This window comes from Rhizobium sp. Nf11,1 (assembly GCF_050587665.1).
In the GTDB taxonomy this organism is placed as follows: Bacteria; Pseudomonadota; Alphaproteobacteria; order Rhizobiales; family Rhizobiaceae; genus Rhizobium.
Genome location: NZ_JBOBHU010000011.1, coordinates 179,650 through 198,951, shown reverse-complemented (window position 1 = coordinate 198,951; position 19,302 = coordinate 179,650). Strand labels below are relative to the sequence as shown.

21 protein-coding genes are annotated in these 19,302 nt (G+C 63.0%); 8 read left to right on the top strand and 13 right to left on the bottom strand.

The window, feature by feature from the left end; translation table 11 throughout:
* Positions 1-187 precede the first annotated feature (187 nt).
* A complete protein-coding gene (locus ACQ7C1_RS18235; RefSeq protein WP_430959303.1) occupies positions 188-514 on the top strand; it encodes a hypothetical protein in 327 nt (108 codons plus the stop codon).
* A gap of 208 nt (positions 515-722) precedes the next feature.
* Here ACQ7C1_RS18235 and ACQ7C1_RS18230 read toward each other — a convergent pair whose 3' ends face one another.
* From ACQ7C1_RS18230 to ACQ7C1_RS18220, 3 genes are all read right to left on the bottom strand, one after another.
* Positions 723-2,636 carry an adenylate/guanylate cyclase domain-containing protein gene (locus tag ACQ7C1_RS18230; protein WP_430959302.1) on the bottom strand — a complete coding sequence of 638 codons (1,914 nt, stop codon included), beginning with the start codon at positions 2,634-2,636 and terminating at the stop codon, positions 723-725.
* A 193-nt stretch (positions 2,637-2,829) separates the two neighbouring features.
* The gene (locus ACQ7C1_RS18225; RefSeq protein WP_430959301.1) at positions 2,830-3,708 is read right to left on the bottom strand and encodes an FkbM family methyltransferase; all 879 of its coding nucleotides are present in this window, start codon (positions 3,706-3,708) and stop codon (positions 2,830-2,832) included.
* On the bottom strand, positions 3,708-5,423 hold the full coding sequence (locus ACQ7C1_RS18220) for an adenylate/guanylate cyclase domain-containing protein (protein ID WP_430959300.1): 1,716 nt from the start codon (positions 5,421-5,423) through the stop codon (positions 3,708-3,710). Before ACQ7C1_RS18220 ends, ACQ7C1_RS18225 begins: the two co-directional genes overlap by 1 nt.
* Positions 5,424-5,681: 258 nt before the next feature.
* Here ACQ7C1_RS18220 and ACQ7C1_RS18215 point away from each other — a divergent pair, with 258 nt between their 5' ends.
* Together ACQ7C1_RS18215 and ACQ7C1_RS18210 are read left to right on the top strand one after the other, a co-directional pair.
* On the top strand, positions 5,682-6,764 hold the full coding sequence (locus ACQ7C1_RS18215) for a glycosyltransferase family 4 protein (RefSeq protein WP_430959299.1): 1,083 nt from the start codon (positions 5,682-5,684) through the stop codon (positions 6,762-6,764).
* 4 nt (positions 6,765-6,768) lie between these two features.
* The gene (locus tag ACQ7C1_RS18210; protein WP_097598944.1) at positions 6,769-7,530 is read left to right on the top strand and encodes a polysaccharide deacetylase family protein; all 762 of its coding nucleotides are present in this window, start codon (positions 6,769-6,771) and stop codon (positions 7,528-7,530) included.
* Here ACQ7C1_RS18210 and ACQ7C1_RS18205 read toward each other — a convergent pair.
* From ACQ7C1_RS18205 to pcaD, 8 genes are all read right to left on the bottom strand, one after another.
* Positions 7,518-8,441 carry an alpha/beta fold hydrolase gene (locus ACQ7C1_RS18205; protein WP_430959298.1) on the bottom strand — a complete coding sequence of 308 codons (924 nt, stop codon included), beginning with the start codon at positions 8,439-8,441 and terminating at the stop codon, positions 7,518-7,520. The two genes, ACQ7C1_RS18210 and ACQ7C1_RS18205, sit on opposite strands and share 13 nt — an antisense overlap.
* Positions 8,390-8,764, bottom strand: coding sequence for a GFA family protein (locus ACQ7C1_RS18200; protein ID WP_085780906.1), 375 nt, complete (start codon positions 8,762-8,764; stop codon positions 8,390-8,392). Before ACQ7C1_RS18200 ends, ACQ7C1_RS18205 begins: the two co-directional genes overlap by 52 nt.
* Positions 8,765-8,873: 109 nt before the next feature.
* Entirely contained in the window at positions 8,874-9,704 is an 831-nt protein-coding gene (locus ACQ7C1_RS18195; RefSeq protein ID WP_430959297.1) for an MBL fold metallo-hydrolase, read from the bottom strand.
* Positions 9,705-10,029: 325 nt separating this feature from the next.
* Positions 10,030-11,076, bottom strand: coding sequence for a 3-carboxy-cis,cis-muconate cycloisomerase (locus ACQ7C1_RS18190; protein WP_430959296.1), 1,047 nt, complete (start codon positions 11,074-11,076; stop codon positions 10,030-10,032).
* Positions 11,077-11,304: 228 nt separating this feature from the next.
* The gene (pcaG, locus tag ACQ7C1_RS18185; RefSeq protein ID WP_430959295.1) at positions 11,305-11,916 is read right to left on the bottom strand and encodes a protocatechuate 3,4-dioxygenase subunit alpha; all 612 of its coding nucleotides are present in this window, start codon (positions 11,914-11,916) and stop codon (positions 11,305-11,307) included.
* Positions 11,917-11,918: 2 nt separating this feature from the next.
* Positions 11,919-12,668 (bottom strand): protocatechuate 3,4-dioxygenase subunit beta, encoded by a 750-nt coding sequence (gene pcaH, locus ACQ7C1_RS18180; RefSeq protein WP_430959294.1) that lies wholly within the window; start codon positions 12,666-12,668, stop codon positions 11,919-11,921.
* 9 nt (positions 12,669-12,677) lie between these two features.
* On the bottom strand, positions 12,678-13,082 hold the full coding sequence (pcaC, locus tag ACQ7C1_RS18175; protein WP_430959293.1) for a 4-carboxymuconolactone decarboxylase: 405 nt from the start codon (positions 13,080-13,082) through the stop codon (positions 12,678-12,680).
* Positions 13,079-13,888 (bottom strand): 3-oxoadipate enol-lactonase, encoded by an 810-nt coding sequence (gene pcaD / locus ACQ7C1_RS18170; protein WP_430959292.1) that lies wholly within the window; start codon positions 13,886-13,888, stop codon positions 13,079-13,081. The genes pcaC and pcaD overlap by 4 nt, the downstream gene beginning before the upstream one ends.
* Before the next feature lie 404 nt (positions 13,889-14,292).
* Between pcaD and pcaQ the strand changes: the two genes are divergently transcribed.
* The 3 genes from pcaQ to ACQ7C1_RS18155 all read left to right on the top strand — a co-directional run bounded on the left by pcaQ (position 14,293) and on the right by ACQ7C1_RS18155 (position 16,485).
* Positions 14,293-15,210, top strand: coding sequence for a pca operon transcription factor PcaQ (gene pcaQ, locus ACQ7C1_RS18165; protein ID WP_430959291.1), 918 nt, complete (start codon positions 14,293-14,295; stop codon positions 15,208-15,210).
* Positions 15,211-15,280: 70 nt separating this feature from the next.
* Positions 15,281-15,793 carry an MbcA/ParS/Xre antitoxin family protein gene (locus ACQ7C1_RS18160; RefSeq protein WP_430959290.1) on the top strand — a complete coding sequence of 171 codons (513 nt, stop codon included), beginning with the start codon at positions 15,281-15,283 and terminating at the stop codon, positions 15,791-15,793.
* Positions 15,790-16,485: an RES family NAD+ phosphorylase gene (locus ACQ7C1_RS18155; RefSeq protein ID WP_430959289.1), complete on the top strand. Its 696-nt coding sequence runs from the start codon at positions 15,790-15,792 to the stop codon at positions 16,483-16,485. The genes ACQ7C1_RS18160 and ACQ7C1_RS18155 overlap by 4 nt, the downstream gene beginning before the upstream one ends.
* On the opposite strand, the gene ACQ7C1_RS18150 is transcribed toward ACQ7C1_RS18155, so the two are convergent.
* Positions 16,482-17,120: an alpha/beta hydrolase family protein gene (locus ACQ7C1_RS18150; protein WP_430959288.1), complete on the bottom strand. Its 639-nt coding sequence runs from the start codon at positions 17,118-17,120 to the stop codon at positions 16,482-16,484. The genes ACQ7C1_RS18155 and ACQ7C1_RS18150 overlap by 4 nt on opposite strands.
* A gap of 70 nt (positions 17,121-17,190) precedes the next feature.
* On the opposite strand from ACQ7C1_RS18150, the gene ACQ7C1_RS18145 reads away from it, so the two are divergent.
* Both ACQ7C1_RS18145 and ACQ7C1_RS18140 read left to right on the top strand, forming a co-directional pair.
* Positions 17,191-17,373: a hypothetical protein gene (locus ACQ7C1_RS18145; protein WP_430959287.1), complete on the top strand. Its 183-nt coding sequence runs from the start codon at positions 17,191-17,193 to the stop codon at positions 17,371-17,373.
* Between the two features lie 469 nt (positions 17,374-17,842).
* Entirely contained in the window at positions 17,843-18,544 is a 702-nt protein-coding gene (locus ACQ7C1_RS18140; RefSeq protein ID WP_430959286.1) for a DUF899 family protein, read from the top strand.
* Between the two features lie 20 nt (positions 18,545-18,564).
* On the opposite strand, the gene ACQ7C1_RS18135 is transcribed toward ACQ7C1_RS18140, so the two are convergent.
* A complete protein-coding gene (locus ACQ7C1_RS18135; RefSeq protein WP_011427926.1) occupies positions 18,565-19,194 on the bottom strand; it encodes a J domain-containing protein in 630 nt (209 codons plus the stop codon).
* Positions 19,195-19,302: the final 108 nt, after the last annotated feature.

The following is a 19,302-nucleotide window of genomic DNA, read 5'->3' as shown; positions in this document are numbered from 1 at the left end:
GAGCATCGTCACCTCTTAACCGACGGCGCGCATGCCGCGCCCGATTGAATGCCAGTATTCCGCGGCTGTCATAGCCCTTCTGTCGATCGAACACTGAAAGAATTGTGATTTCGAGCTGTAGCCAATTGCCTTTGGAAATGTGCGAAGTCGTTGTGCGCTCAGAGATTGTAACTTAGGGGGCAATATAATGAAGCTGCATATTCTAGGCGCTATCGCGCTTGTTTTTGCAACGGCGGGTCATGCTCAGGCTGACGATCGCAGAGCCACAGCGGCATTCTATTTTCACAGTTTTACGAAATCGGCATGCGGCTTTAACATGACGGCAGAATCGGCAGAAAAAGCTGCAGCCACTCTTGGAATGAGTGATCTTCACGACCCGTTGTTTCCGGCGGTGGCGGCAGTGTGCGCTGAGGTGAAAAAGGGAAATAAAAGCAAGGTCATCAAGATCCAGGTTCCCGCCAACCACAAGGTGAAGCGGAAGGTCATCCTTGAGAAAGCCAAGTGGTGGCAATGATGGGGGGCGAGGTTTAGCGGAGATGACAAAGAAAATGACAACTCGCCAATGTCGGATCACCAAGCAAGCAGGTTGACCGCTTCCACCATGGTCGAGCAGGCGCGGTTGGCATCGACCAAAACGACGTGCACTCCGAACTGGCCGTTGGCGGTGATGTCCTGCCCGGAGCTGCGGATATCACCTTCAGCCCCAAAAATCGCGGCACATTTTATTCGCCGCTCTCCCCAACGAGCTCCCACAGATCAATCTTCTCAGCCCGCCCCTTGACTTGCACCAGCCCCAGCGCCCGAAACGCGAAGCGATCGCCAACGGCGTCATGGATGGCGGCACTGACCAGGATCGACGTCCCAAATTCCTTGTTCAGCCCTTCCAGCCGTGAAGCAACGTTGATCGTATCGCCCATGGCCGTGTACTGCTGTCGCGAAATCGCGCCGAAACTGCCGACGACCGCCGGGCCGGTGTGCAAGCCAAATCGTGTGATCAGCGCAGGACGGTCAGTCCTGCTGTTTTCTTCGTTCAGGCCGTCGATCGCCGCTTTCATCGCCAGCGCGCATCGGCAGCCGTGTTCGGCATGCCTGGCATCCGGTACAGGGGCATTCCACATGACGAAAATGGAGTCGCCGAGATATTGGACGACCGTGCCGTCATGGCTCTCGGCAATGGTGTTCAGCAGCTCGAAATAGGCCGACAGCGTATCGACCACGTCCTCGGGCGAATTCTGCTCCGATATGGTCGTGAAGTCCCTGATATCGGTAAACAGCACGGTCACGTCCTGCCGCTTCGCCTTGACGACCGTTCGCCCGTCAGGGCTGACGATGCGGCGGACCACTTCACGCGGAACATAGAGGGCAAACTGGCCGATGGCGTGACGGCTTGCCGAGAGCGCGCTCGCCAATGTGTTGATTTCCGTTATCCAGGAGTGCGACAGAGCCTTCTCGCTGACCTCGAGATCGCCAATCATGCGCGCCTCGTCAGCGAGGCTGTATAGAGAGCGGCTGACCATGCGCGACAGGACCACCGATGCCGCAACACCCGCGATCAACAGGATGCCGGCAATCAGGAGATTGCGCACGAGCAGCCGGTTGGCCTCGGCAACGAGGTCGTCCAGCGGCACGACGATTGCGGCCGTGCTTCCCCGGAACAGGCCGGACACGCTGACCGGGGCGATCTGGACAAGATAGCTTGCACCATCAAGTTCGATCCGCGCCAGGCCGCCGTTTGCGAAGGCAGGATCCTGCCGCAGCCGGACAATCGTTTCGAGACTGGTATCGAAAGCGTTTGCCGTTATGGCGAAGGCGCCTGAGGTTCTCGACCATATTGCGATGATCCTGCGCATGATGTCAGGGTCAGAATGAGCAACGAGATTGCCGCTACCGTCGATGACATAGGCTCGGGCATGCGGCGAAATGCTCTGTGTATCCAGCAGGCGGCCGATGGTTTGCAGGTGAACGTTGATGCCGACGACCACCCGCCCATCGTCCTTCATCGGCGCCGCGATCGTCAGCGTCGGCACCTTGAGCGTTCCGGTGACATAGGGGCCAACGGAGACCGGGGCGCCGTCCTGAACGACCGATTGATACCACGGGCGTTGCCGCGGATCGAAAGACGCGTCGTCGACATCCCGTTCGCCGATCAGTCTTGCCTTGCCGTCGAGAAAGCCAAGCGTCGATATGACGTTCGCGCTTTGTCGCCCGGCGATCGTTCTGATCGCGAAAGCCGCTTCGTCAGGCGCCGCGAGGGTCTGGCGGACATCCCTCCTTCCAGCGTTGATGACCTGCAGGTACGAGCCGTCAGGGTATCCGGTATAGATGCTCGTTGCCTCGGGGACATTTCGCAGAACTTCGAGAAAGAGGTCCTGTTTCGCCTTGATATCCTGAGGCGGCGCCGAAACGAGCTGCGGCAGGGTGGATGCCAGCGCCACCGCCTCGTAGCCTCCCTCCAGCGTGTGGCGATATCCCTCGATCAGCCGCAGGCTCATCTCGCGCATCTGCTGCGCGCCGGCACTCACGGCAGCATTGCTTCCCTGCCTGAACGCCAACCAGATAATCGGCATCGACGTGCAAAGCAGCGATGCGACGACCAGGACACCGAGATGCACTCTGAGCGGTTTGGACCAGCGCACGAGACTTCCCTCGAATGCGGACACCTCTCAGCGCATCTAACGCCCGAAGCTCGTCTGACTGTGCTTGAAAAGTGCCCCCAACTGTGCAGCTAACCGCTTTTTTCGGGTTTGCACAAGACGTTCCTGGGCTCACGCCCCCGGGGGGCAACACGGACGTCCGCGGCACGGCGCCAGTAATCGTGTCCTGCAGAGCCTAGGGCAAAAACAATACGTTGTACTGATCAATATCGCCAGGCAGATCCCGCACCTTCATCTCTTCCTCGCGGTCCTCGAAGAGCACGACACAATCCTTGTAGAACCCCGACAGCATCGTTATGAAGGCCTTCGTGCCCTCGCGCCCGTAGAACAGCGGCGTGAACTCCATATGAAGCGGCACGCGGCGGGAAAGCAGCGGCTGCATCGAGCGGCAGGCGACCGGCTCATAGCCTTCGATATCCATCCACACCAGCCCGATCGCGGCCGGGTCGATCGAAAGCCCGGCGAGGATTTCGGAGACCGGCTTCACCGGTACGGTGACCTTCCTATCGCTAGAGCCCTGGCGGATGGCGCTGCTCTTGCCGTGATTGTTGAGGTTCAGGAAAAAGTCGATCTCGCCTGCGTGCTCGCCGGCGGCGCAGTTGACGAGACGGACCTTCTCTTCCAGCCGGTTTTGGCGGATGTTGAGTTCAAGCAGCGGGAAATTGCGCGGATCGGGCTCGACGCTGACGATCTTGGCATAGGTGCCGCTCAAGGCGAAATAAACCGTCTGGGTGCCAATATTGCCGCCGATCTCGAGCAGCGTCGCGTCCTTCCTGAGCAGGCCGCGCTCGCGCAGGATGGCGATCAACCGGTCGACGGCGTCGCGCTCGAAATGGCCCTTCCGGAAGACCTTGCGGCCGATATAGTCGGAAGGCGAGAAGGTCATCAGATGATCACCGGCATCGACCGTCATCGAGACGACGCGCGGGCCGATATTCTCGATCAGCAGCCGGCGGCCGAGGCGGGTGTCGAAGAAGCGCGAGGCCGCTCTATTGCGCGCCTTGCGCAACCGGCGGCTCCAATATTTGGCGGTGAGCCAGGGCTTGCCGTGCATCAGGCTTTTCCTTTGAGCGGTTCTGCCGCTTTCTCTCTCGGAACGACATAGACTTTCAAGGGCAGGGCGCGGCCGCGCACGCTGATTTCACGGCTTTGGATGTCGTCAAGATCGGCGCCGGCAAGCCTGGCCACCGGCTCGGAGAAGACGATCGCCGCGTCGAATTCCTTGGCCGCACTTTCCAGTCGGCTCGCGACGTTCACCGTATCTCCAATCGCCGTCATGCTGCGCACCCGGCCATAGCCCATCGTGCCGATGACGGCCGGGCCGGTGTGGATGCCGACGGCGATCCGCAGCGGCAGCGTCAGCTCTTCGGCCAGTTCGGCGGCGAGTTTGTCGATCCCGATGTTGATTGCCGCCGCCGCGTCGAGCGCTTGGCGGCAGGCCTCCTCCGGCGCGGCGTTGAGGCCGAAGAGCGCCATGGCGCCGTCGCCGATGAATTTGTCGAGCCGGCCGCCCGCCTGCTCCACCGCCTTGCCGATGATGGCGAAATAGCGGTTCAGCAGGAAGACGACGTCGAAGGGCAGGCGCGTTTCCGTCAGCGTGGTGAAATGACGGATATCGACGAAGAGCACGACGATTTCACGCTCACGGCCGGGGCTCGTCTCCTGGCTGTTGGCCGGAAGAGCCGCCTCGACGGCCGGCACGAGAAGGGGCGCGACCGAGACATCGGTATTCGGCCGAAGCTGGCAGGCGAGGCGGACATCAGGGCCGGCATTGATGCGTTTCAGTGTCGTCTGTTCCAGCTTGTCGGGCGGCGGCAGCTTCTGGTAATCACCAAGAATCTGTACCCGGCAGGTGGAGCACTGGCCCTTGCCGCCGCAGACCGAATAATGCGGCAGACCGCCGAGCCGGCTCGCCTCCAGCACCGTGAACCCACGCGGCACGCGGATCACTTCGCCGCCCGGATAGTGCACCGCGACCTGATCGAGACGCTCCTTCAGCCTGCGCTGTGTGCGGGCGGCAACGACGATGATCAGCGAGGCCGAGAAGGCGCCATAGAGCCCGGCGCGAACCATGGCGATCTGGCTGCGGATCTCGGGGTCGGAGACATAGTGGGAATTCACGGTCGTTGCGTAAGGCTCGATGGAGGTCAGTTGATAGGTGGGGTCGGCAAGCGTGCGGCCCATTTCGACGAAACCGAGCAGCGACAGCACCGGCACGAGGATCGCCAGCGCCAGCAGCAGCGGTGCGAAACCGCCGTACCAGGGGCGGTAACGCAGCCAGTAATGGATGCCGATGCAGCCGTGGATCCACACCGCGGTCAGGCCGAATGCCTGGCGCAGGCCCGTCGCCGGAGTCCGCAGCCATAACATGCCGACGATCGTCTCGTAATTGTCGATATAGCCATAGAGTTCATGGGCAATGCGGGTGCCGATGACGTGATCGATCAGAAGCAGCGGGATCAGCAGGCCGAGCACCATCTGGGCTGCTTCCCCCTTCGGCATGACCAGGCTGCGCCTGATGTAGATGGCGCGCAGCACCAGGGTCATATGGACGAGGACTGATCCGTAAAACAGGACGGTGCCGGCGGGATTGCGCCAGATTGCCAGGAAAACATGGCGGGCCTTATCGGCCGCGGCGATCGAAACGAGTCCGAGTGCATGGTTCGACAAATGCAAGAGAACGAAGACGAAAATAACCAGCCCCGAACCGAGCCTTGCCCTTCTGATCGAGCGCTCCGAAAAAATCCCTGTGACCGAGGCCGTCGTCATTCATTCCCGTTCTTGTCGATGCAATCGCAGGCCCATAGAGATGGGGAAAGAGGCGGAATTGCTTCCATTGCGATCACATTGCATATGCTTATGCGCAAGTTTTCGGGAGGGCGGCAATAAGGGATTTTTTCGCCGCCAGTCACGATGCCGCACACCATGGGAGGGTTCAACGCGACCGCGTGCTGCATGTGCCTGATCTGGTTATGAATTCGCTTGTGAATGCCGATTGGAAACAGTGTGTCTATGCGAGGGATGCGCATGCGGGTCGCCTTCTATGCGCCGATGAAATCGCCGAACCACCCGGTGCCTTCGGGCGACCGGCTGATGGCGCGGCTGCTGATCCGGGCATTGGAGCTTGCCGGGCATCAAGTCGAGATCGTTTCCGAATTCCGCACTCATGCCCCGACACCGGAGGCGGCCGCGGCGCTCGCACCCGCCATCTCGGCCGAATTGGCGCGGTTACGGGCGAAATGGCAAGCCGAGCCGCGGCCGGATCTCTGGTTCTGCTATCATCCCTATTATAAATCGCCCGATCCCTTCGGGCCGGCAATCGCCGCCGAATTGGCTATTCCCTATGTCACCGCCGAAGCCTCCTATGCAGCAAAACGCGACCGGACGGATTGGGCCGACCGGCAGAAGCGCGTGGGGGAGGCGGTCATGCAGGCGGCGGTCAATATCAGCTTCACCGAGCGTGATCGGGCCGGACTATCAGCCGCCTTTCCGCAGGCGCGGCTTGCGGCTCTCAAGCCGTTCATCGATTCGGCGCTGTTCGAGGCGGTGCGTCCGGCGCCCGATCCCAGCCGGCTGATGACGGTCGCGATGATGCGGGCCGGCGACAAGATGGAAAGCTACGCGATGCTCGCAAAAGCATTGCGGCTGATCGAAAACAGGCCATGGACCGTTTCGGTCATCGGCGACGGGCCGATACGCCGGGAGGTGGAGGCGCTGTTTGCCGGCTTTGCCGGCCGCATCGAGTGGCTGGGCGAGCGGAGCGAGACCGAGATCGCCGGCCTGCTCGCGCGCGGCGGCATCTATGTCTGGCCCGGCTGCGGCGAGGCCTATGGCCTAGCCTATCTAGAAGCCCAGGCCGCCGGCCTGCCTGTCGTGGCGCAGAAAACGGCGGGTGTGCCCGCCGTGGTCGAGGCCGGCGTCACCGGTCTGCTGACACCGGAGGGCGATGTCGCCGCCTATGCCAGGGCCATTGCGGCCCTGCTCGGCGACGGGCAAAAACGCGAAGCGATGGGACAGGCGGCGCGGCGCTTCGTGCTCGAGGAGCGATCGCTTGCGACGGCAGCCCGCGTTCTGGACGAGATTTTGCGCAAGGCGCAGGAACAGGAGTGAGATGATGAGCCAAGGCATGAGCTGGGAACCGCTGCGGCGCGAGCTCGACCGCTGGCGAGCCGCCGGCCGCGTGGCGCGATTCTGGCTGCGCGACGACGACGCCGTCGAGCCGACGCCCGATCTGGAGCAGCTGTTGGCGCTGAGCGGCGGGAACGGGATTCCACTGACGCTTGCCGTCATTCCCGGCCGGACCGGCGAGACATTAGGTGCGCGGCTGGCGGAGGACGCCGGCGTCGCTGTCGCTGTGCATGGCTGGTCGCATACCAATCACGCCGGACCTGAGCGCAAGAAGCAGGAACTCGGCGGCGAACGGCCGCCCGAGGTGGTGCTCAGCGAGTTGCGTGAAGGATTGCAGCGCCTGAAGCGGCTCCATCCCGCCCGCTTCCTGCCGGTGCTGGTGCCGCCGTGGAACCGGATCGACGCCGGGCTCATCCCGGCATTGCCCGAAGTCGGCTTTGCGGCGCTCTCGGTTTATGGGCGGGCAAAAGAGGGCGGGCCGATCCCGCTTCTCAACACCCATGTCGATATCATCGACTGGCACGGCACGCGCGGCGGCCGCAGCGCGGAGGAACTGGTGGCCGAGCTGGTTGCCGAACTCCGCGACCGGTTTGCCGGCAATGGCGAGCCGATTGGTGTGCTCAGCCACCATCTGGTTCATGATGCGGCCGCCTGGGATTTCCTGTCGGACTTGTTTGCGGTGACGGCCCACCACCCTGCCGTCTCTTGGTGGTCGGCGCCAGAACTCCTGCAAGATCAGGCTGCGTGAACGCGCCCGAGGAAGTCCCGCACCAGTTCTGTGACCTCATTCAGATGCGTCTCGAGCAGCCAATGCCCGCCGTCGAGCAGATGCAGTTCGGCCTCCGGCAGATCGCGGAGATAGGCGCGTGCCGACTTTTCCGGCATATAGTGGTCGTTTGGCCCCCAGACGATCAGGGTCGGCGGCCGGTACTCTCTGAGATACTTCCGGTGCTCGGGGAACCAGGCGCGGTTCTCCTTTAATCCGGCGATCAGGTCGATAGCGATTTCCTTGCGCCGCGGCGTGATCAGCGACCAGTGCAGCCGCCAGAGATCCGGCGGGATTGTGTCGGCCAGGGGCGGCGGCAGGTCGTTGAGGAATTCCTCCCGGGACGTCTCCTCGCTGATCGCTTGCGCCAGCGCTTTCCTCATCTCCGCGCGCGGCAGCGCCCACGTCGCCTCGATATCGGCATATTTCGGGCCGAGTGCATCCTCATAGGGAATATCGCCATTCTGGATGATCAGTGCCACGATGCGGCTCGGGTTTCTGATTGCCAGCCGCGCTCCGATCGGTGAGCCGAAATCGTGGAGATAGAGGGCGAAACGGTCGACATCGAGCGCGCCGATGAACGCTTCCAGCCAGGCGGCATAACCATCGAAGCTGTAGTCGAAATCGTCGGGTGTGCCGCTGTAGCCCGCGCCGGGGAAATCCGGGGCGATCAGCCGCCAGCGGTCGGCAAGGCGCGGCATGAGATTACGAAACTCGTAAGACGAGCAAGGATAGCCGTGCGGCAGCAACAGTACCGGCGCCTCCTTCGGGCCGGCCTCACGGTAAAAAATCTCGATACCTGCAACGGTGGTGATGTGATGTCGGACGAGCGTGGCCAGATTCACGTTCGGTCCTCCTGGTACTGCTCGGCGCCCTCCACGGGCCGCAACCATGCCTCGCGGCGTTTGATCCAGAGTTCGTAGCGCGGCGCCAGCGGCGTCGGCGCCTGCGAGAGGATGCCGAGCTTGATTTCCGCCTCCTGGTCATCGGCGGAAAACAGCCGCGAACCGCATCCGGTGCAGAAGCGCCGGCCGTGGAATTCGCCGGTTTCGCCGGAATGTTCAAATTGGCCGGCGGGCCAGACGCCGTAAAAGGTAAAGGCCGAACCGCTTTCCTTTCGGCAGTCGGTACAGTGACAAATGCCGACGCGCAACGGTTCGCCACGAACAGAAAGTTTCACCTGCCCGCAAAGGCATTGTCCGGAGAGCACGGTCATGGCTGATACCCCGTTTCATCGATCTTGCGCTGCCGGGGAAACGGTCGGACCCGGCATCTGTTCCGTTAGCAAGTTGCGAACGGGCCGGCGCCTGCGTGCGCCGGCACCCCTAAATCACCACGGTCTGATTGTCGCGGGCGGCGAAGGCGCCGGGGAAGGCGGCCTCAGCCTGTGCTTCCATTTCGGCCAGTTGTTCGTCCGTGCGGGAGGGGGCGTGGTGGAACAGGGCGAAGCGCTTGGCGCCCGCCATTTTGGCCAGCTCGGTGCCGTGCTCCCAGGTCGAATGGCCGAAACCCTTGAAGCGCTGCATCTCGTCTTCATTGTAGGTGCAATCGTAGACGACGAGATCGGCGCCCTGCATCATCTCCAGGGAGACCGGATCATAGCTGCCGGGAATATGCTCGATATCGTAGATGAGAGCGATCGACCGACCCTGCCATTCGATGCGGTAGCCGATGGCGCCGCCCGGATGGTTCAGCGTGAACGTCTTGATCTCGATGCCCTCATGCGGGGTCAGAACCTGACCGGGATGGAAATCGCGGAAGTTCATCGTCGCCTGACAGATGTCGGTCTTGACCGGAAACCAGGGCGGGCTGATGAACTGCTCGACCATTTCCCGCGTGCTCATCTTGCCGTCGAGGTGCCCGGACCAGATGTTGACGTTGATTGAGGGATAATAGATCGCCTTGAAGAAGGGCAGGCCGATGATGTGGTCGTAATGGCAGTGGCTGAAGAACAGGTCCACGTCGCTGACGCCGTCGGCAAGCAGCGACAGCCCCGCCTCGCGCAGGCCCGAACCTGCGTCGAAAAGCAACCGATGTTTTCCGCAGCGAATCTCGATGCAGGAAGTGTTACCGCCGTAGCGATCGAACTCGGGGCCCGATACGGGAATACTGCCGCGGACGCCCCAAAATTTTATCTGAAACAGTTCTGTCGTCATCGTTTTTCAAACCGGCCTTCCCGCATCGCCATCGTAATCATAGTTTATCCCGATGCGAAGCAGCAGAATTCCACGAGTTTGCCTGCGCCCCCTTTCATTCTCCTAACCGGTAGCGGAAGAAGAAGTATATTCTCCTAAGCAATCGGCTTTCGCTTCGGAAAGCAACCCAGTATGGTTGGTTTTCGGTAAATGGGCTGCGCGGGCAGGGCGTTTTCCGCAAGTCATGCCTATTAGATGGTTGCGCGCGATCGAAAAAGCAAATGCCCGCTCTCGCGCTGGAACCCCTGCCGCCCGGCTTGCCACAGTGCTGGCCGCAGCTGCGATCTCAAGCCGTCCCAAGCCGCTTGATATTTCCTATCAGTCCTCCGGCGAGCCGCAGGCTGGCGGCGGTTGCCATGGTCATCTGCGGCAGCAGCAGCCACTCGAGCGTCCAGGCCGCCCCGGAGCGCTCCTGTTCATGGACAAGAGACTGGTGGATACCCGAGAGCGCAGTGGCGTTGAAGCGGGCGAGCGAGACCAGGACTTCCGCGGCAACCGGGTTCTGCTTGTGCGCCATGGCCGAGGAGGTGCCGCCGCCTGAAATTTCGATCTCGCCGCCCATCTCGGCAAGCAGCGCGATATCCTGTCCCATCTTGCCGAGGCTGCCCGAAATCGAAGCGAACAGGCCGGAGATATCGGCGATCGGCAGACGCGCGCTCTGCCATTGCCTGATGTCGGTGAGGCCGAGCTCCTGGGCGAGCGAAGCGCGGACGGCGGCGGCCTGTGGCCCAAGCTTGTCGAGCGTGCCGGCAGCACCGCCGAACTGGACGGGGAAGCTCTGCTCGGTCAGGCGGTCGCGATAGGTCGCGAGCGGCGCGCGCCAGGCATTGAGACGGTCGGAGACGCTGATGGCGATCGCCGCCTGCATGCGGGTATGGCCCATCAGGCGGTTGCGGCCGAACTGCCGGTCGAGCCCGTCAAGCGCTGCGAGGATGGCGGAAAGTCGGCCGGCAAACAGGAAGACCACCGCCTTCAGGCGGATCATCAGGCTGGTGTCGATGACGTCCTGGCTGGTGGCGCCGAGATGCAGGTTTCTGCCCGCTTCCTCGCCGACCTTGGCGCGCAGCTGCTTGACAAGGTCGGGGACGACGACCCCGTCTTTCGCCGTTGCCGCGCGAAGGCTGGCAAGATCTGGAGAAAAATCGGCGCAGGCTTCGGCAATATTCCTTGCTGCCTCGCCGGGAATAAGGCCGTGCGCGGCTTCGGCCTTGGCGAGTGCCGCCTCGAAGGAGAGCATGGCCCGGATATCCGCCTCGGCGGAGAAATAAGGCGCGATTTCGTCGTCGCCGACAAGGCCGGAGAGGAAGGGGTGGTCGAAGGGCGATGCGGTCATGGTTTGCTCGTTTGTGGTGGTGACCCCCTCATCCGGCTGCCGCCACCCCGGGGTCGAGCCACTGGTCTCGACCCGTCCTTCGGACCCCCGAGGGGAGAAGGGAAATGAGGCGGCGTCGGCGCCTTATGGGCAGGTTCTCTCGCGGCACTGTTCCCCTCTCCCCTCGGGGAGAGGGCAGGGTGAGGTGGCTGCTTGCGCGAAATTCTCCGACAAGCAGCCGGCACACCCTCAAATATCCAGAAACACCGTCTCCTTCGGCCCCTGCAGATGGATGTCGAAACGGCAGGTTGCGCTATCGCGGGTGGCGACCATGGTGGCAACGCGTTCGCGATGTTCGATGCGGGCAAGCAGCGGGTCGCTGGCGTTGGCTTCGGCCTCCTCCGGAAAATACATCCGCGTATGCAGGCCGATATTGATGCCGCGGGCGACGATCCAGAAAGTGATGTGCGGCGCCTGTCTGCGGCCGTCCTTGAAGGGGACCCACCCGGGCTTGATGGTTTCGAAGCTGTAGACGCCGTCGTCGGCCCGGGTCGGGCAGCGGCCCCAGCCGGCGAAGTTCGGGTCGGCGGCGCCGCGCATTTCCGAGGGACTATTGTAAAAGCCGGCGCTGTCGGCCTGCCAGATCTCGACGACGGCATCGCGCACCAGCGCGTCCGCGCCGTCGAAGATGCGGCCGGTGACGGTGATGCGTTCGCCGAGCGTCTTGTCGTTGAGCATCACGCTGCCGAGATCGCTGTCGTAGACGCCTGTGATGTCGCAGAAATTCGGCGTCAGGCCGATATGCACATAGGGACCGGCGGTCTGCGACGGGGTTTCCTTGAGATAGCCGAGCTGCTGCATGGTCAGTTGCCCTCCAGCCTGTTTTCGAACATCGTCGAGCGGCGGCCGCGCAGCACGATATCGAATTTATAGGCGCGCGAATCCATCGGGATCGTGTTGCCCCAGTCGAGCGGCGCGATCAGCTGCTCGATCGCCGCCTTGTCGGGGATCGTACCGACGATCGGACATTTCCAGATCATCGGGTCGCCCTCGAAATACATCTGCGTGATCAGACGCTGGGCAAAGCCGTGGCCGAAGATCGAGAAGTGAATATGGGCGGGGCGCCAGTCGTTGACGCCGTTCGGCCAGGGATAGGCGCCGGGCCGGACGGTGCGGAAATGATAGCGGCCCTCGTCGTCGGTGATGGCGCGGCCGCAGCCGCCGAAATTCGGGTCGATTGCCGCGAGATAGGTTTCCTTCTTGTGGCGGTAGCGGCCGCCGGCATTGGCCTGCCAGAATTCGACCAGGGCGCCGGCCACCGGCTTGGCCCGCTCGTCGAGCACGCGGCCATGGACGATGATGCGTTCGCCGATGGCGCTTTCGCCCGGCCGCGCATAGTTCAGTATCAGGTCGTTGTCGAGCTCGCCGATGATTGAATGGCCGAAGACCGGGCCTGTCGTTTCGGTGATCGTGCCGTCGAGTGACAGCAGCGCGCGCTGCGGCGCGCGCAGCACCGAGGTTTTGTAGCCGGGGGTCAGCGCCGGCGCGTGCCAGGCGCGGTCGCGGGCGAAGAAGGCGCCGGTCTCCGGCTTGTTGTTTGCTCGTTCGGACATTTCTCCCCCTCAGGCCGCTTTCTCGGCGTCCATCTGTGCAAAGGCCTGCTTGGCAATCTTGATCGCGTGGTTGGCGGCGGGAACGCCGGCATAGATCGCCACATGCAACAGCGCCTCGCAGATATCCTCCCGGGTCGCACCCGTATTGGCGGTGGCACGCACATGCATGGCGACCTCATCGTCCTGGCCGAGTGCGGCCAGCAGGGCGATGGTGACGATCGAACGCTCGCGCCTCGTCAGCGCTGGGCGCGACCAGACATGGCCCCAGGCGGCTTCGGTGATCAGCTCCTGGAAGGGGCGGTCGAACTCCGTCGTTGCCGCTATGGCGCGCTCGACATGGGCGTCTCCGAGCACGGCGCGACGGGTCGCCATGCCTTGCCGATAGCGTTCGGAGGAGGAGGCTGTTTCGTTCATGGGCTGCTTTCTCTAGGCGAAATAGAGGTGAGGAAGGCGCGGATGATCGCCGTCAGCGCCTCCGGCTGCTCGACGCAAGGAATATGGGCGCAGTCGCGGATGACCTCGTAATGGGCGCCGGGGATCAGCCGCGCCGTGGAAAGCACCAGATCAGGCGGCGTCGAGCCGTCCTGGTCGCCAACGATGCAGAGTGTCGGCACAGCGATCGACTTCGCGGCCTCGGTGAAATCCGAGTCGCGGATCGCCTCACAGGCGGCGAGGTAACCCTCCACGGGCTGGCGCGTCAGCATGTTGCAATAGCCGGCATAGGCGGTGTTCTCGGGCCGGCGGAAGGCCGGCGTGAACCAGCGTTCCATCACGGCGTCGACGATGCTGCCGATGCCCTTGTCTTCGACGGCGGCGATGCGGGCGTTCCAGCTCTCAGCCGTGCCGATCTTATGGGCGGTGTCGCAAAGGATGAGGGCGCCGACGAGGTCCGGCCGGCGCTGCGTCAGCGACTGGGCGATGAGGCCGCCGACCGACAGGCCGCAGATGACGGCATCCTTGACCGAGAGTAGGTCGAGCAGGCCGGCAAGATCGGTCGCGTGATCCTCGATCGACGAGGGGAGCTGGCCGACGTCGGAAAGGCCGTGGCCGCGCTTGTCGTACAGCACGATGGCGTAATCGCCGGCAAGCCGTACCACGACATCGCGCCAGATGCGGAAATCCGTTCCGAGCGAATTGATGAAGACGATCACCGGCCGGTCGGCGGGAGCGCCGATAAGCTGATAGTGGATCGTCACGTCGTTTATGCGGGCGAACTGCACGTCGCTTCCTCCGTCATCATGAGCTCAGCCGGGTAGCCACTCATCCGGCTGCCGCCACCTCTGCCTGGGTCGAGCCACGCGTCTCGTCCCGTCCTTCGGACCCCCGCGTGCGGGGAGAAGGGATCTGCCGCACCTCTCCCTCAACCTCGATGCCTCGTTTGGCACGTCCCCTCGCCCCGCCTGCGGGGAGAGGGTTAGGGTGAGGGCAGCCATTGGCGCCCCTCCGTCATGCTCGGGCCTGGCCCGAGCATCCACACGGCATCACCAGCCGCGGGTCAAGGCCGAGGATGACCGATTGCGCCTTCTCGTCAACTCGCCACCATCTCTTGGCGCAAAACTGGATGGTTGATCCGGTTAAGTAAAATGATATTTTCAGGGCATCTCGATAACCCAGGAGTTATGGAATGATCGACAGCCGCGTCAAGTTTCGTCATCTGCAGACCTTTGTCGAGGTGGCGCGGCAGAAGAGCGTCATGAAGGCGGCGGAGTTGCTGCATGTCAGCCAGCCGGCGGTGACGAAGACGATCCGCGAACTGGAAGAGGTGCTGGGTGTTGCCGTCTTCGAGCGCGACGGCCGCGGCATCAAGATCACCCGTTACGGCGAGGTTTTCCTGCGGCATGCAGGCGCCGCGCTGACGGCGCTGCGCCAGGGTCTCGATTCCGTCTCGCAGGAGCAGTTCGCCGATGCGCCGCCGATCCGGATCGGCGCCCTGCCGACGGTGTCGTCGCGCATCATGCCGCGGGCGATGGAACTCTTCCTCAATGAAAATACCCGGAGCCGGGTGAAGATCGTCACCGGCGAAAACGCCGTGCTCTTGGAGCAGCTTCGCGTCGGCGATCTCGACCTCGTGGTTGGCCGCCTGGCCGGAGCTGAGAAGATGGCGGGCTTTTCCTTCGAACATCTCTATTCCGAGCAGGTGGTGTTTGCCGTGCGTCCCGGCCATCCGCTGCTCGATAGCCGGCAATCGCCCTTTGCCGGTTTCGCCGACTACACGGTGCTGATGCCGACGCGCGGCTCGATCATCCGGCCGGTCGTCGAAAATTTCCTCATCGCCAACGGTATTTCCAGCCTGCCGAACCAGATCGAGACGGTGTCGGATTCCTTCGGCCGCGCCTTTCTGAGGGCAAGCGATGCGATCTGGATCATTTCCAACGGCGTGGTGGCAGGCGATGTCGCTGATGGGCGGCTGGCGCTTCTGCCGATCGACACCGGCGAAACCAAGGGGCCGGTCGGGCTGACGATGCGCGCCGATGCGGTGCCATCGCTGCCGCAATCGATCCTGATGCAGACGATCCGCGAGGCGGCCGGAGAGCTATCCTGAAGTCCCACTTCCAATTAACTTGCCGGATGCCCAGATTTGGACTAAATCTAGTTCAAGACAGGAGAATGCTATGCAGCAGGCAAGACACAGGGAGCAGGAGCCGGAGCGGCTGGAAACGCAGCGGTTTGCGCCGGCCAATCGAAGGCGGCTGAGCCCGCCGGCCTTGCGGACCTTCCTGGCGATCGCCGATCTCTGGGGGCTCACTGAAGAACAGCGCCTCCTCGTGCTCGGTTATCCCTCCCGCTCGACCTATCACAGCTGGGCCAAGCAGGCGCGTGAGCACGGCGCCTTCACCCTCGATGTCGATACCCTGACCCGCATCTCCGCCGTGCTCGGCATCCACCAGGCGCTCGGCGTGCTGTTTGCCGACGAACGCGCCGGAATCGACTGGCTGCGAACGCCGCATCAGGCGCGTGTCTTCGGCGGCCAGTCGCCGCTCGATATCGTCACAAGCGGCACCCAGGACGGGCTGATAACTGTGCGCCGGTTTCTCGACGGCGCGCGCGGCGGGCTCTATATGCCGCCGAACCGGCTCGACGAGGCATTCACGCCCTACGAAGACGCGGACATCGTCTTCCGGTGAGCGACCGTTTCGCCGAGGCGCCGCGACCGTCCTACCGGCTGATCCCGTCGCAATTTCCGCCGATCGGTCTCTTCGATACTGTGGCGAGGGCGGCCGATCTCGAAGCCGTCATGGAACTTGTGGGATGGACCAATGACCGGCTCGTGGCCGACCGCATCCGGCGGCTTCCCGAAAAGGAATGGGTCTACGGCACGCCCAATGCCAGCATCGTGATGGCGGCATTCCTGCATGTCGCACCCGGCGGCATGCGGTTCAATGGCCCCGATCTCGGCGCCTGGTATGCAGCCGACAATCTGAAGACAGCCGCCGCCGAGGTCGGTCATCATCTCCGCCGCGAGGCTGTGGCGCGTGGGGTGGCGACGATGGCGCGCACCTATCGCAGTTATACCGCCACCCTGATCGGCGACTATCTCGACATTCGCGGCGAACAGACGCTGCGGCCCGATATCTATGACGGCACGAGCTACGCTGCATCGCAGGTGCTCGGCGAAGAGGTGCGCTCGAGTGGCGGCGCCGGCATTCTCTATGACAGCGTGCGGCTGAGAGGCGGGGTGAACGTCGCGGCGCACCGGCCGAGGAATATCCGCGACGTGGTGCAGGCCGATCATTTCGAAATCACTGTTTTCGCCGCCGACCGGCGCATCGATGTGAGGAAGCTTTCCACCCGACGACGGCCAAGAGGCAGTGCCTAAAGCGGCAGGCGTTCGGCCCACGCCTTTGCCGCCTTTGCCATCGCGGCGAGGTGGTCGGCAGCGGAGAAGCCGGAGATTTTCTTGCGCGGCTTGAGGTCGTGATCGCCGTCCTCGAGCCAGAGGATCTCGATCCGGTCGGAGAGATCGTAGCCTGGTACCTCGTCCTTCGTGCCGAATTCGTCGCGTGTTCCCTGGCAGATCAGGGTGGGGGTCTTGAGCCCTGCAAGATGGCCGGTGCGCAGCTTCTCCGGCTGGCCGGGCGGATGGAAGGGATAGCCGAGGCAGAGCAGTCCGGCGATCTTTCCCCTGTCGTAGAGACCGTCTGCGACCATGCTCGCCACCCGTCCGCCCATCGACTTGCCGCCGATGATGAGAGGACCGCCAGCGTCGAGCGCGGCAATCGCCGCCTCATATTCGGGGTTAAGGGTTTCGGCGCGCGGCGGCGGCTTGCGGACTCCGGTGCGGCGGGCGGCCATATAGGCGAATTCGAACCTGGCGACGCGAAAGCCGACGCCGGCAAGCGCGTCGGCCGCCGCTGTCATCGAGGCCGAATCCATCGGCGCGCCGGCGCCATGGGCAAGAAGGATGGTGAAGCGAGCATCCTGCGGCCCCTGCAGCAAAAACCTTTCGAGCATCGGCAATCCTCCATCCGCCCCCGGAACCATGTCGGCAGCCCGGACTTCTTCCCTGGAAAGGAGACAGACAATGTCGACGAATGATGAAAACGTAAAGCCCGAGCAGCGCCGTCCCAAGGATGTCAATGTGGTTCCCGGCAAGCCGGAACCCACCGACGCCGAATCGATGGCGCCGCCGGCCGTGCAGCCGGCTGGGGAGGGCGACAAAAGCGAGCGGCCGGTGGTCAATCCGGTGACCGGCGCCGCCCTTTAGTGGCCGCATGCTAAAGATGATGCAAAAAGCCCTTGAAACGGCGAATGCAAGCGTCCATATAGCGGGCCTGCCTGAAAAATGGATGCGCCCGGTATCGACGTTGTCGAGCTGTTCGCTGTCCGACAGGATAAGGGCGCTCCCCGCAAGGGTCGAGCGCCCTTTTTGCATTCAGGCATCCGGCGTCCGAGCAGTTTTGTGTGGCGAGCGTGCATAATCCCACCAAGATCTATATAGCACTTCGGAATCCCGAAATAGGTTGCGGGATTGAAATCATTGATTATTTCTTCGCGACGACACCGCGCAAAACGGCTCGAATTTCGGAATCCCGAAGCGGGGGAATTTCGGGATTCCGAAGTGGGATATTTTTCGCCGCCCTGTCGATTTTCGCATCTTCCGATCGTCATTCCAACGATGTGCTGCATATTGCCCTGAGGTCGGCACATCATCAGGCAACGACAGGAGGATTGTCATGGATAACCGTCAGCTGGTACCCGCCGCCGTACTCGCGGCCAAGAATGCCGTTCGTTTCCCGAATGAGAGCGAGGAATATCGTATCGCCCGCGATGCGCTGTTGGCCGAAGAGATCGAATTGCGCCGGCACATCGAGCGCGTGGCAAGACAGCGCCGGGCGCTGCCGCCGGGCGGCGAGGTGAAGAAGGATTATCGCTTCGAAGGCGCCGACGGGCCGATCTCGCTGAGCGAGCTCTTTGCCGACAAGGAGACGCTGATCGTCTATAGCTACATGTTCGGGCCGGAGCGCGAGCGTCCATGCCCCATGTGCACCTCGCTGCTGTCGGCCTGGGATGGCGAGGTGCCGGATATCCAGCAGCGCGCCGCCCTTGCGGTGGTCGCGCTTTCGCCGATCGGCAGACTGCTCGCCTTCAAGAAGGAGCGCGGCTGGCACCACCTGCCGCTTTATTCCGATCCGTCGGGCGATTACAGCCGCGACTATCACGCCATAGGCAGAGGCGGCGGCGATGACGCCGCCTACAACGTCTTCACGCGGCGCGACGGCACGATCCGCCACTTCTGGAGCCAGGAAATGGGCGGCGTGACGGCTGATCCCGGCGAGGATCCGCGCGGCGCGCCCGATCTGATGCCGCTCTGGACGCTGATCGACACGACGCCGGAAGGCCGGGCGCCGGACTGGTATCCGAAGCTGTCCTACTGATGGTTTTAGCGCGCGCTGCGTCAGCCGGTGGAGCGGTTTCTGGAGGTCTCGATCCATTCGAGATTGGTCACAGAAGCTTCCGGCAGCAACGACGGATCGAGATCGTAGACGTAGCCGCTCAGCATGTCGGCGGCGCGTTCGGCCGCCTTGATCTTCGCCTCGGTTTCCGCGACCGCCTTGGAGATCGCTTCGATGCGGGCGCGGAACATATGGGCGAGCACATCACGGCCGGACTGCTTTTCCAACCGCTCCAGATGCAGGCCGACGCGCGAGGCGTGGCGTTCCAGCTCGCTCTTGCTGAACCGCGCCTTGCGCAGTTCCTCGGAGAGGCTTTCCTGCATGACCGCGACCGGATCGAAACTGCCCGGCGCCCGCTCGTCGAGCACGGCGTCGGTCACGAGCTTCTCGATCATCACAAGCGCCTGCAGCTCGGCCGCATCGGCGAACTCGACGTCATAGCCGGTATCGTCATAGACCTTGCGGCGGACCGGATCGAGAAGCAGCGCATAGGCTTTCTGCAGATTGTCGAAGGCTTCCGTATCGCCGCCCGAATCAGGATGGGCGACCTTTGCCAGGCGCCGGTAGGCCGCCTTCAGCTTCGCCTCGTCCGCATCGCGTTCAACGCCGAGAATATCGTATGGATCCGTCACACCTGCTCCCTTGCCGCCCTTGATGTCGCGGGCAGTCTAGGTCTTCTTCTGCATCAGAAGGGCAAAGTTTAGACCGAAAGCAGGAACGGCGTCCATGGCCTGATATCG